The organism is Flammeovirga pacifica (assembly GCF_000807855.2).
Lineage (GTDB): Bacteria > Bacteroidota > Bacteroidia > Cytophagales > Flammeovirgaceae > Flammeovirga > Flammeovirga pacifica.
The window spans coordinates 1,070,418-1,082,803 of record NZ_JRYR02000001.1 but is presented as its reverse complement, the minus strand read 5'-3'; the positions used below and the strand labels follow the sequence as shown (position 1 = coordinate 1,082,803).

General features: G+C 33.9%; 11 protein-coding genes and 1 pseudogene. 9 read left to right on the top strand and 3 right to left on the bottom strand.

The window, feature by feature from the left end:
• Positions 1-27: 27 nt before the first annotated feature.
• Both NH26_RS04390 and NH26_RS04385 read left to right on the top strand, forming a co-directional pair.
• The gene (locus NH26_RS04390; protein ID WP_052431945.1) at positions 28-606 is read left to right on the top strand and encodes a SiaB family protein kinase; all 579 of its coding nucleotides are present in this window, start codon (positions 28-30) and stop codon (positions 604-606) included.
• Positions 607-649: 43 nt separating this feature from the next.
• A pseudogene (locus NH26_RS04385) lies at positions 650-1,003 on the top strand (DUF1987 domain-containing protein); the annotation flags it as partial.
• 93 nt (positions 1,004-1,096) lie between these two features.
• Here the strand turns inward: NH26_RS04385 and NH26_RS04380 are convergent.
• Positions 1,097-2,440 carry a hypothetical protein gene (locus NH26_RS04380; protein ID WP_044222101.1) on the bottom strand — a complete coding sequence of 448 codons (1,344 nt, stop codon included), beginning with the start codon at positions 2,438-2,440 and terminating at the stop codon, positions 1,097-1,099.
• A 267-nt stretch (positions 2,441-2,707) separates the two neighbouring features.
• On the opposite strand from NH26_RS04380, the gene NH26_RS04375 reads away from it, so the two are divergent.
• A complete protein-coding gene (locus tag NH26_RS04375) occupies positions 2,708-3,733 on the top strand; it encodes a rod shape-determining protein (RefSeq protein WP_044222098.1) in 1,026 nt (341 codons plus the stop codon).
• 68 nt (positions 3,734-3,801) lie between these two features.
• Here NH26_RS04375 and NH26_RS04370 read toward each other — a convergent pair whose 3' ends face one another.
• On the bottom strand, positions 3,802-4,833 hold the full coding sequence (locus tag NH26_RS04370; protein WP_044222095.1) for a guanosine monophosphate reductase: 1,032 nt from the start codon (positions 4,831-4,833) through the stop codon (positions 3,802-3,804).
• A gap of 93 nt (positions 4,834-4,926) precedes the next feature.
• Between NH26_RS04370 and NH26_RS04365 the strand changes: the two genes are divergently transcribed.
• The 4 genes from NH26_RS04365 (at position 4,927) to rplI (ending at position 7,128) form a co-directional block, all read left to right on the top strand.
• Positions 4,927-5,901: a CobW family GTP-binding protein gene (locus NH26_RS04365; protein ID WP_044222091.1), complete on the top strand. Its 975-nt coding sequence runs from the start codon at positions 4,927-4,929 to the stop codon at positions 5,899-5,901.
• 127 nt (positions 5,902-6,028) lie between these two features.
• The gene (rpsF, locus tag NH26_RS04360) at positions 6,029-6,397 is read left to right on the top strand and encodes a 30S ribosomal protein S6 (protein WP_044222088.1); all 369 of its coding nucleotides are present in this window, start codon (positions 6,029-6,031) and stop codon (positions 6,395-6,397) included.
• On the top strand, positions 6,397-6,651 hold the full coding sequence (rpsR, locus tag NH26_RS04355) for a 30S ribosomal protein S18 (RefSeq protein ID WP_044222085.1): 255 nt from the start codon (positions 6,397-6,399) through the stop codon (positions 6,649-6,651). Before rpsF ends, rpsR begins: the two co-directional genes overlap by 1 nt.
• A 33-nt stretch (positions 6,652-6,684) precedes the next feature.
• Positions 6,685-7,128, top strand: coding sequence for a 50S ribosomal protein L9 (rplI, locus tag NH26_RS04350; RefSeq protein ID WP_044222082.1), 444 nt, complete (start codon positions 6,685-6,687; stop codon positions 7,126-7,128).
• 159 nt (positions 7,129-7,287) lie between these two features.
• Here the strand turns inward: rplI and NH26_RS04345 are convergent, their stop codons facing one another.
• Entirely contained in the window at positions 7,288-8,904 is a 1,617-nt protein-coding gene (locus tag NH26_RS04345; protein WP_084812059.1) for an acyl-CoA carboxylase subunit beta, read from the bottom strand.
• A 258-nt stretch (positions 8,905-9,162) separates the two neighbouring features.
• Here NH26_RS04345 and NH26_RS04340 point away from each other — a divergent pair, with 258 nt between their 5' ends.
• On the top strand, positions 9,163-10,146 hold the full coding sequence (locus NH26_RS04340; protein WP_044222079.1) for an isoaspartyl peptidase/L-asparaginase family protein: 984 nt from the start codon (positions 9,163-9,165) through the stop codon (positions 10,144-10,146).
• A gap of 29 nt (positions 10,147-10,175) precedes the next feature.
• Positions 10,176-12,386, top strand: coding sequence for a GH92 family glycosyl hydrolase (locus tag NH26_RS04335; RefSeq protein WP_044222550.1), 2,211 nt, complete (start codon positions 10,176-10,178; stop codon positions 12,384-12,386).

Here is a 12,386-nt window from a genome sequence, read left to right as displayed (position 1 = left end):
AAGTTTAAAAATGAGAGCTAGATAAAATTGGATAACACTATTATTGAAGTGCATTCAGAAGTAAATTCTCTATATGAAAAGTTGAAAGGTCGTAATGGTAATAAACTATTCGCCTTCAAAGGCATCATGAACGATGATATATTAGGAGAAATACTGAGCCGCGTTGAAGATACATTATCTGAGCATGAATCATTAATGAAACTGCAAAGAAGAATTAATGTTATTGCTGTAGAGATACTTCAAAATATATTTCATCATTTTGAAGGAATAGATTCTAAAACCGTCTTAGAACCACCGTCTAATATTGTATTGTTTCTCTTATCAAAAGATAAGAATGCTTACTACATTGTTGCAGGCAATTATGTGCCTATTGAGACAGCGAACTTTCTTAAAGAAAGGATTGATTCCATCAATGAACTCTCTGTTGACGAATTAAAAAAGCGTTACAGAAAAGTTTTGAGTAATGGCGATTTTTCCGAACAAGGGGGAGCAGGTCTTGGTATCATTGATATTGCTAGAAAATCTGGTCAAAAATTAGACTATGAGTTTTCTAGTACTAATGAAACTCATTCCTTTTTTACCATTAAAGTAAGCGTACCAATTTAACAGCACAGTGATGAAAGATTTTTAAAAAAAAGATACACCCAAGACTCCTCTCATACAAATGGAATATGAAAGTGGTCATTTCTTGATATCAGGTAGATCTATTCCTGAAAATTCAATAGAATTTTACAAGCCTTTATTTGATTGGCTGGATGAGTATAATACAAAGCCACAGGATAAAACAATATTTGATGTAAGATTAGAGTACTTCAACACAAGCTCTTCAAAATGCTTAGTAGAAGTATTTAGAAAGTTAGAGCTTCTAAAAGCCAGCGGGCATGATGTAGAAGTTAATTGGTATTATGAGGAGGATGATGAAGATATGCAAGAGTCGGGTGAAGACTTTAAAGAAGTAATTAAATTACCAATTCACATGCATATTCTAGAAGAAGATGATTAATATTGGTTTTTTATATATAAAATAAAAAGTAAGTTTTTTTGCTTGAATAAAAAAGGCTGTTACAATTTTAAATTGTAACAGCCTTTTTTGTATTTATATTTTAGGATCGTTATCCGAAGCCGTTTGTATTAAGTTATCAATAAACAATTTAGCTTTCTTAGGGAGCGAAACTACAAGTTTACCTGATTGATAGGCTGGAAGTTGATCGAATAGTTTTTCAATCTTATCTAACTCCATTCTATTTAATTTAAACTTGTGTAATTTGTTCTCGTAGGACTTTTTATTTCTAAATACAGCGGTCAATAGTTCAAATTGTTCATCAGTAAATATTAATTCACCAATGCCATAACCCATTGTTTCCACCTCATTTCTTTCAATTTGATCCATTAAGAAAAAGACCTCAACATCAAGTTTAGTTTCGTCACTATTATCATCTTCAATTAAGAATTGATTTTCATAAACTCTAAAGATATGAGTAATTAATTCTTGCTGTGATTCAGAGAAGTACCTCTTGATTTCATTCCAATTCACTTCTTCTTCAAACGCTCGTTGAAGAGATTGTAATTGCTTGGTATTGTATCTCGAATCTCCAATCTTGACAAAATCTTTATTATTGAATACCGCATTCAGCAATTTCATCTCTGCTGGAGAGAAGTTGTTGTCGGAAAATATAGAGGAATCATCGTGATTGGTGTTCGCACTACTCTCAATTTCAAATAACTCTTTAATACTGAAAGTGTGAAGTTCTGAAGGTTCCTCTTCATTTAAATGAGAGCATTTTTCTAAGATATTTAGAATGAAATTCTCTTGATCTAAATTTAAAGGAGTGTTTTCAGGGTATTCTAAAGTAGTGATGATTTCACGGATATAATCTAGCTGGGCTAAATTGAATGTTAAATTACCAATATGAACAATGTCTTTATTTTTTGTTTCATCTTCGTGGATAATGCTTAATAATTTAAATTCATCATCAGTAAGCATTGTTGAAGAAGAAAGATCGCTTTCACCAAATTCTCTTTCAATTTCATTGAGCATAAAGAGAACGGAGATATTTTTTAAGGAATCGATCAATTCCCATCTGTTTTCATCTTTAAATTCCCAATCAGTTTCTACTTCATTAAGTTTTTCCAAAATAGGAGTAAGAAACTCTAATTGATCATCAGAAAGTTTGACCTTTTTCAGAAGTGGTACCAAAGATGATCTATTTTTTTCGGTAAAATCAATGCTGTCTAACTGAGTTTTTAGATCAGAGATTACTTTTAGATCAAAAGAAGGAAATAATGATGCATTTATGTTATCATTGACATCATAAATAGACTTTAAAAACTCAAATTCATTTACATTAAAGATAAAATCATCAGCAACAGGTTGGATACTGTGAGCTTCTAAATCTAATCGATCACTTTTTTCTAAATCATAAAGTTCTTGAAGATGCATTCTATAAATTTTTTGTTAATACCACTTACAATTTCAAGTATACTTAGTTTGAACGATATTACATAGTAAATTTCCAAAACAGATGTAAAAAATGTCACCTAATTTGGTGAAGTCCTTTCTTATTAGTATTTGTTTTTGTTGTTTTGCAAGATCGAAGTTTGAAGTAATGCCACTTTTTGTAAAATTGGTATAATTTTGACTTTATTTCTTTAGTAATAAACTTCTTTTAGTTCTTACAAAAACTGATAGCAAATAATAAATATATATATGGGATTGTTTGATTTCTTCTCTAGCGATTTGGCCATTGATTTAGGCACAGCCAATACCCTGATAATTCAAAAAGATAAGGTGGTTGTCGATGAGCCCTCAATTATTGCTTTGGATCGTCAGAATGGAAAAGTAATTGCCGTTGGTAAAAAGGCAATGCAAATGCATGAAAAAACCCACGAAAATATCCGTACGATTCGCCCATTAAGAGACGGTGTTATTGCCGATTTCCATGCCGCTGAACAAATGATACGTGGTTTAATACGAATGATTAATGAGGGTAAAAGATTTTTTACTCCATCTCATCGTATGGTAATCTGTATACCTTCTGGTATAACAGAAGTAGAAAAGCGTGCAGTTCGTGACTCAGCTGAACATGCGGGAGCTAAGGAGGTTTACATGATCCCAGAACCAATTGCTGCTGCTATCGGTATTGGTATTAATATAGAACAACCTGTTGGTAGTATGATTGTTGATATCGGAGGGGGGACAACTGAAATTGCTGTAATAGCACTTTCTGGTATCGTAGGTGATCAATCTATTCGTACTGCAGGTGATGTATTTACAAGAGATATTCTTGATTACATGCGTCGTCAACATAATTTACTAATTGGTGAGCGTTCTGCTGAAAAAATTAAAGTTGAAGTTGGTTCAGCTTTAACTGAATTAGATGAAGAAATTGAGCCATTCGAAGTAAGAGGACGTGATTTAATGACAGGTATTCCAAAAGTGATCACAGTTACTTACTCTGAAGTTGCTTATGCAATTGATAAATCTATCTCAAAAATTGAAGAAGCGGTGCTTAGAGCTTTAGAAACAGCTCCACCAGAACTTTCTGCAGATATTTATGATAGAGGTATCCACTTAACTGGAGGAGGAGCTCTTCTACGTGGTTTAGATAAACGTCTTTCAATGAAGACTAAATTACCAGTGCACGTAGCAGATGATCCATTAAGAGCTGTAGTTAGAGGAACGGGTAAGGCCCTTAAAGAATTAGACGAATTTAAAGCAGTCTTAATGACTTAATATTTAGATATAAAAATAAAGCCTCACATTGTAAAATGTGAGGCTTTATTTTTTATTAAAGTGTGTGATTATCTCACACCATGTGCTTTACTTTCGTATAACCCGGACGTTGTCATTTCTACAAACTCAACTTCACCTTTCATAGCAGCGATCGTTGTAGTGCCATTGTAAGTCATACCAGAAGCTAAACCACCTAAATATTTTTTGATGATAGGTTCAACAGGCCCTTTATAAGGAACTAGTGTTTTCTCTCCTTCAACAGAAATTACTTCTCTAGATTTTTTATTGTCCTTTTTTAATTTTGAGATGGCAGCATCAAAAGAAGCCATACCTCTATATGTTTTAAATTTACCATCAACGGTAGTAATTGTTTCGCCAGGTGCTTCGTCAGTACCAGAAACAATAGAACCAACCATAACATTATCAGCACCAACACCAATAGCTTTTACAATATCGCCAGGTTGTTTAATTCCTCCATCTGCACAAATAGGAATTCTATCACCAACTGCTTGATAAACATCATCTATAGCTGTTAATTGAGGTACTCCACATCCAGTCATGATTCTTGTTGTACACATTGAACCTGGACCAATACCTACTTTTAAAGCATCCGCTCCCCATTCCAAGAAATCAACAGCTGCATCTCTAGTAGCAATGTTTCCTACCATTACATCAATTTGAGGATAATTTTTCTTGATAAAAACTAATGTATCTTTAGTCATTTCAGAGTGACCGTGGGCAATATCCAAAACTATAATATCAATCTTAGCTTCAGCCAAGGCTGCTAATCTCTCTTCATAATCTTTAATACCAAGAGCAGCGGCACATAATAGTCCTTCAGCTTTTACTCTACGAACTTCGTCAGCTTGTTCTTGAATAGTTAAAAATCTATGTAATACTCCTAATCCTCCTAATTGACCAACTGCAATACACATTTCTGCTTCACAAACAGTATCCATATTGGCAATAAGAATAGGTATTTCAATTGAATGATTTTTTGTTACTTTTGTAGTGAATTTCACATCTCTACGAGATTTAATAGTATTGTACTTTGGTACTACAAGTACGTCGTCAAAACTATAAGCTTTTCTGATTTTCATATCGTAATTTTTTACTAAATTTTACATACACAAAACAAACAAATATAAGATATAGGAATTAAGTAATTACTATACTAATTGTGAATAAATATCATGGGAAATAAAATAGGGGTAACAATATTGACAGGTTTTTTAGGTGCGGGAAAGACAACATTCTTAAACAATTTAATTCAAAAATACCCTAATACAAAGTTTGCTGTCATCGAAAATGAATTTGGTGAGGTAAATATTGATGCAGATTTAGTAATTGATAATCAAGAAGATGTATTTGAGCTATCGAACGGTTGTATCTGTTGTAACCTAAATGGAGAATTAAGAGAAGTCCTTAGGAAATTATTAAACTCAGGAAAGAAGATTGATCATTTAATTATAGAAACTACAGGAATAGCAGAGCCTGATGGAGTAGCTGCCGCTTTTATAGGTGATCCATCCATTGCTCAGTTATTTGAAATCAATGCTGCAATTGGTTTAATTGATGTAAAGAACTTCGATTTTGCGGTGAAAAATCATCCTGTGGCTATGAAACAAATAACGTTTGCTGATTATTTAGTTTTCACAAAGTGTGATTTAGCAACAGAAGAAGAAATAAAGAATATAAAATTCCAAGCTAAATTGATCAACCCTTTAGCTTTGGTAGATCAAGTGACATTAGATCAATTTGTCACGAAAGATATAATTAATCTCAATTCATACCAGTCAGATAAGGTAGAAGAAAGAACAAGTTTTGTACCTCTTAATCATCAACATCAACATGGAGATGTAGTATCTCATTCATTCTCTTTTGAAGGAGAAGTTGATGCCGTAAAATTGGAAATGTGGTTAAGTGTATTATTTCAACTACAATTCGAAGTGATTTTCAGGTTCAAAGGGATTTTTAATATTCAAAATGAAGAAAATAAAGTAATCATTCAAGGAGTTAGGAATGAATCAAAAATTGAAATTGGTTCTGTTTGGGAAGAAGGAGAGAAGAAGTGGAATAGGGTGGTTATTATTGGAAAGGGGCTTAAAAGAGAACCTTTAGAGAAAAAACTTAAAAGTATATTAGCTCCTAATGCTACAATATTGTAAATTCTTGTTAAGCCAGGTGATGATTTTACATTTTTGTTGGGATTCAAAATAAATATTTTTACTTTTGCAGACCCGAATTGTGTTCGGGGCTTGAAATTTTGAGTTAATTCAAAAATTTTATTTAAAAATGGCAATTAAGCATTATGAAGTAGTCTTCATCGTGACACCTGTGTTGTCCGATTCCGAAACCACGGAGACTATTGCTAAATTTGAAAATCAACTGAAAGATGCGGGTGCAGACGTGTATCATTCAGAAGATATGGGACTTAAAAAGTTAGCGTACCCGATTCAGAAAAAATCTACGGGTCACTATCACCTGTTTGAATTCAAAGCAGATCCATCAATCATCGCTAAATTCGAAGTTGAATTGAAGCGTGATGAAAACATTTTACGTTTCTTAACTGTGTCTTTAGACAAGCACGGTGTTAACTTCAACGAAAGAAGAAGAAACGGCGAATGGTCAAAAAAATCTGAAACTGAAGAAAAATCAGCATAATGAGTCTCCAAAACGAACCAATCAACAGAAGACAAGAGCGTACTAAAAAGTATTGCCGCTTCACAAAGTACGGTGTTAAATACATCGATTATAAGGATCCTGAATTCTTATTGAAATTCTTAAATGAGCAAGGTAAAATTTTACCTCGTCGTCTTACAGGTAACTCGCAAAAATTCCAAAAGAAAATTGCTACTTCTGTAAAACGTGCTCGTCAACTTGCTCTACTACCTTACGTAGCAGACGGTTTAAAGTAATCTTAAATTAGATATTAAAAATTTATCCCAATCATGGAAGTAATTTTAAAAACAGATATCAAAGGTTTAGGTTACAAAAACGACATTGTTAACGTTAAACCAGGATATGGTAGAAACTACTTGATCCCTCAAAACTACGCTACTTTAGCAACTTCTGCTAACATCAGCATGAGAGATGAGGAAATCAAGCAAGCAGCTCACAAACTTGAAAAAGTGAAGCAAGATGCTGAAGAGTTGGCAGCTAAAATTGGCGACTTGAAATTAACTCTTACTGCTAAAGCAGGTGAGAGTGGTAAAATATTTGGTGCGGTTACTCCATTGCAAGTTTCTGACACTTTGAAAGCTCAAGGTTACGATATTGACCGTAAGCGTATTGGTTTCAACACTGAAATCCGTATGATCGGTGAATACACTGCTATCCTTGATCTTCACAAAGAAGTTCAGCACGAAATTGCTTTAGAAGTAGTTCCTGCATAATTAAAGTTTAAGAATTTACTGCCGATAGGCAGCAATCTTATCACTTTGAGTTTTTTCCTTAAGAGGCTTTCATCAATTCGTTGATGAAAGCCTCTTTCGGTTTTAGACAATTCTTCTTATCATTGACGTTACTGTGTTCTATCAATGTAAAAATGAATTTTAAGTTTGAATGAGTCCAAGTGTATATGGTTTTTCATTCATTTTCTGATTCGCAGCCTCAATTCCCAGAGAAATGTATTTTCTTGTTTCTTCAGGAGCTATAATCTCATCTACCCATAAACGTGCAGCAGCGTAGTAAGGAGAAAGTTGTTCGTCATATTTATTTTTTATATCATCAAATAACGATTGTTCTTCTTCTTTACTCAACGTTTTACCCTGACTTTTTAAAGAGGCTAACTTAATTTGAAGTAAAGTGGTAGCCGCTGATTTTCCAGACATCACTGCAATTTTAGCAGTTGGCCAAGCAAGCATTAATCTAGGGTCATAGGCTTTTCCACACATTGCATAGTTTCCGGCTCCATAAGAGTTGCCAATTACTAAAGAAAATTTTGGAACTACAGAATTACTCATGGCATTGACCATTTTTGCTCCATCCTTAATTATTCCTCCATGTTCCGATCTAGAACCCACCATAAATCCTGTGACATCATGAATAAACAGTAGTGGAATTTTCTTTTGATTACAATTCATGATAAAACGAGCGGCTTTATCTGCAGCATCAGAATATATGACGCCACCCATTTGCATTTCTCCCTTTTTAGTTTTTACAATGGTTCTCTGATTTGCTACGATGCCAATTGCCCAGCCATCTATTCGACCATATCCACAAAGCATTGATTGTCCATAACCTTCCTTATATTGATCAAATTCAGAATTATCGACTAACCGATCAATTATGTTCATCATATCATAAGGTTTAGTCCTGTCTTCTGGAAAAACCTCTGTCAAATCATTGATCGATTTTTTGGGGAGTAAAGCTTCTTTTCTATTGAAATTGGAGAGGGGAGAATGTCCCATTTTATCTACCAATTGCTTAATCTGTTGTATACAAGCTGCATCATCTTCACATTTATAATCTGTTACACCAGAAATTTCACAATGTGTTGTTGCTCCGCCTAATGTTTCATTATCAATGGATTCACCTATTGCAGATTTAACTAAATAGGACCCTGCTAAGAATACTGAGCCAGTGCCATCTACAATTAACGCTTCATCAGACATTATTGGTAAATAGGCACCACCTGCAACGCAACTTCCCATTATTGCAGCTATTTGAGGAATTCCTTGAGCTGACATCACAGCATTATTTCTGAAAATCCTACCAAAGTGTTCTTTATCAGGAAAGATTTCATCCTGTAGAGGAAGATAAACACCAGCACTATCCACTAAATAGATAATAGGTATGTTATTTTCAATAGCGATTTCTTGTGCTCTTAAATTTTTTTTACCTGTTAGTGGAAACCAAGCGCCAGCTTTAACTGTAGCATCATTTGCAACTATAACGCATAACCTTTCACTAACTTTTCCCATTTTAACAACAACGCCAGCCGAAGGACATCCACCATGTTCTTCGTACATATTGTGTGCTGTGAATGTGCCAATTTCTATTCCTTGTGAAGGTTGGTCTAATAAAAGGTCTATTCTTTCTCTTGCAGTTAATTTACCTTTCGCTTTATGTTTGGTAATTTTCTTTGTACCACCACCCAAGTAGGTTGTTTCTCTTTGCTGATTTAGGTGATGAATTAATGATTTTAGATTGGATGAAGTTGAATTCATAAAGTGTTTATTGGTTAAATGTGTTTTTGGTCTTACATAAGTTAACAGGATAAACTTTAATCAGCAAATGTTATGGATAAGTTTATGTGCGTTGTTAAATATTCTATTTTTCGTGGTTGAATCATTTTGCACGATATTGTTAATAATTATGATTAGTTTAAGCTTGTTTGTGCGTTTTTATGCGTTTATATGCTTGAATGTGTATTTTTGACACGTCAACATTTATGAGATAAAATAAATTCAATCGAAACCAATATTATGCGTAGCAGAAGAGAATTTCTCAAGTTTTCAGCGTTAACATCAGCAGCGTTGTTAACCCCTCAATTATCTACATTAACTTTTGCAGGAAAAAGAAAAGGAAATAAACCAGTAATGATTTCAACTTGGAACCATGGGTTTGGTGCAAATGCAGCAGGCTGGGAAATCCTAGGTGAAGGAGGTACTGCACTAGATGCGGTTGAAGCTGGTGTTAGAGTTCCTGAAGCTGATCCTAATGAAAGAAGTGTGGGGTATGGTGGTTTACCTGACCGTGAAGGTAAAGTGACATTGGATGCATGTATTATGAACCATGCCTATGAATGTGGTGCTGTGGCCTTTTTACAGGATATTAAACACCCTATTTCTGTTGCAAGATTAGTAATGGAAAAAACTCCACATGCAATGATTGTAGGTAAAGGAGCGAAACAATTTGCATTAGCTAATGGGTTTAAAGAAGAAAATCTATTAACTGAAAAATCTGAAGCAGATTGGAAAGAATGGTTGAAAAAATCAGAATATAAGCCTGTTATTAATATTGAAAACCATGATACGATTGGTGCATTAGCATTAGATGCAGAAGGTAATTTAGCGGGTGCTTGTACTACTTCTGGTGCAGCTTATAAAATGCATGGTCGTGTAGGTGATTCTCCATTAATTGGTGCAGGTTTATTTGTAGATGGTGAAATAGGAGGAGCTTGTGCAACTGGTTTAGGAGAAGCGGTCATTAGAACTGCAGGATCTGCCATGGTTGTAGAACAAATGAGAAATGGGAAATCTCCGGCAGAAGCATGTGAGATTGTTGTGAAAAGAATTATTAAAACTCATAAAAATAAACTTGAAGATCTACAAGTTGGATTTTTAGCCTTAAATAAAGATGGTGAATACGGTGGCTATAGTATCCGTAGCGGATTCAACTTTGCTGTTGTAGATAATACCGATAAAGGCAACAGAATGGAAGACGCTCCATTTAAAATGGAATGGTAAAAAAATCTATAAACTATATACCTAACGATATGAAATTTAAATACTTAATTCCAATAATAGCATTTGTTGTTTTTGGGTGTAAAACTAACGAGCAGAATAAACAAGAATCGATTAAATATACTGATTTTGTTAACCCATTTGTAGGTACAGATGGTCCGGGTAATACTTATCCAGGAGCTACGGTGCCACATGGTATGGTTCAATTATCTCCTGATAATGGTATTTCTGGTTGGGATAGAATTGCAGGTTACTTTTGGCCTGATTCTACTATTGGTGGATTCTCACATACTCACTTATCAGGAACTGGAGCGGGTGATTTATATGATATATTAGTAACTCCACTAAATGGGAAAAGTAATAGAGTAGTTGAAGAAGCAGGTTATAAAAGACCAGTATCTTTATTTTCTCATGATCAAGAACATGCAGAACCTGGTTATTATTCGGTTGATTTATTAGACTATGATATCAAAGCTGAATTAACAGCTACAGATAGAACAGGTTTCCATAAGTATACATTCCCAAAAGATGATAAATCACAAATTATCTTCAACTTAGGATATTCTCTTAATTGGGATGGACCAACTGATACATACTTCAAAGTAATCAATAATAAAAAAATTATCGGTTACAGATTTTCTTCAGGGTGGGCCAATGTTCAAAAAGAATATTTCGTAGCAGAATTTTCTCAACCTTTTACATCTTTTGAATTAATGAATTCAGAAGATCCAAAGGATTTGAAATTTGTTGAAGGAAATGAAATAAAAGCGAAGAAAACAAGAGCTTATTTCCATTTCAATACATCAGATGCTAAAAATATTGTATTGGTGAAAGTAGGGTTATCAAATGCATCGATTGAAGGAGCAGAGAAAAATCTAGCGAAAGAAAATACCACTTGGGATTTTGATCAAATAAAAGAGGAAGCTTCATCAAAATGGAATACTGAGTTGGCTAAAATTGAGGTGACTACACCTAATTTAGAACACAAAAAAGTTTTCTATACAGCAATGTATCAATCACTATTAGCTCCTACATTATTATCTGATGTTGATGGAGGCTATAAAGGTGCTGATCAGAAAAATCATGTAGCTAGAGGTTATAAAAAGTATGATACTTTCTCATTATGGGATACTTATAGAGCAGCTCATCCATTATATACCATGATTCATGCAGAAAGAGTTCCTGATATGATTCAATCATTCTTATCTCATTATGATGAAACTGGCTTACTTCCCGTTTGGTCGATGAAAGGAAATGAAACGAACATGATGATTGGATATCATGCAGTTCCTGTAATTACAGATGCTTATTTTAAAGGTATCAGAAACTTTGATGTTGAAAAAGCTTATGAAGCTTGTAAAGCGTCAGCTATGAATAAGACTGGAGATTCTATGGAGGATTATATCAAATTAGGGTATGTTCCTTTAAACTATGATCATGAAAACTGGTCGGTCTCTAAAACATTAGAATATGCTTACGACGATTGGTGTATTGCTCAATTCGCTAAAGATTTAGGGAAAGAGGAAGATTATAAGTACTTCTCTCAAAGAGCTGAAAACTGGAGAAACCATTATGACAATGAATCAACGTTTATGCGTCCAAAAGATAAGGATGGTAAGTTTATCAAGCATTTTGTAGCAAAAGAATATACAGACCATTTCTGTGAAAGTAATGCATGGCAATACTTCTTCTACGTACCTCAAAACATTGAAGGTTTGATTGATGCAATGGGTGGTGCTGATAGATTCGAACAAAAGTTAGATTCTATGTTCTCTTATTACCCAACGGCAGAAGACAAATTACCTATTTTCTCAACAGGTATGATTGGACAATATGCTCACGGTAATGAACCATCACATCATGTAGCTTATTTATATAATTACATCAATAAGCCACACAAAGCACAAAAGATGGTGAACATAATAATGAATACTCAATATAAATCAACACCTGATGGTGTTTGTGGTAATGAGGATTGTGGTCAGATGTCATCTTGGTTCATCTTAAGTTCTTTAGGAATATACCCAGTTAACCCAGGTAATGCTATGTATGATTTGGGAACTCCTTTATTCCCTAAGGCAGTGGTACATTTATCTAGCGGAAAAACATTAACGGTAATTGGTAACCAAACAAAAGAGCATCCTACAGTTTCTAAAGTGATGTTTAACGGTAAGGAAATTAAAGGATATAAAATATCTAATGCTGAATTAATGCAAGGAGGTACATTAGAATTTGTAAGATAA

What these genes read in the sequence shown, in the direction of transcription:
- NH26_RS04380 (WP_044222101.1), bottom strand. Translation starts at nt 2,440, where the DNA reads ATGCATCTTCAAGAACTTTATGATTTAGAAAAAAGTGATCGATTAGAT.
- NH26_RS04375 (WP_044222098.1), top strand. Translation starts at nt 2,708, where the DNA reads ATGGGATTGTTTGATTTCTTCTCTAGCGATTTGGCCATTGATTTAGGC.
- NH26_RS04370 (WP_044222095.1), bottom strand. Translation starts at nt 4,833, where the DNA reads ATGAAAATCAGAAAAGCTTATAGTTTTGACGACGTACTTGTAGTACCA.
- NH26_RS04365 (WP_044222091.1), top strand. Translation starts at nt 4,927, where the DNA reads ATGGGAAATAAAATAGGGGTAACAATATTGACAGGTTTTTTAGGTGCG.
- rpsF (WP_044222088.1), top strand. Translation starts at nt 6,029, where the DNA reads ATGGCAATTAAGCATTATGAAGTAGTCTTCATCGTGACACCTGTGTTG.
- rpsR (WP_044222085.1), top strand. Translation starts at nt 6,397, where the DNA reads ATGAGTCTCCAAAACGAACCAATCAACAGAAGACAAGAGCGTACTAAA.
- rplI (WP_044222082.1), top strand. Translation starts at nt 6,685, where the DNA reads ATGGAAGTAATTTTAAAAACAGATATCAAAGGTTTAGGTTACAAAAAC.
- NH26_RS04345 (WP_084812059.1), bottom strand. Translation starts at nt 8,904, where the DNA reads ATGAATTCAACTTCATCCAATCTAAAATCATTAATTCATCACCTAAAT.
- NH26_RS04340 (WP_044222079.1), top strand. Translation starts at nt 9,163, where the DNA reads ATGCGTAGCAGAAGAGAATTTCTCAAGTTTTCAGCGTTAACATCAGCA.
- NH26_RS04335 (WP_044222550.1), top strand. Translation starts at nt 10,176, where the DNA reads ATGAAATTTAAATACTTAATTCCAATAATAGCATTTGTTGTTTTTGGG.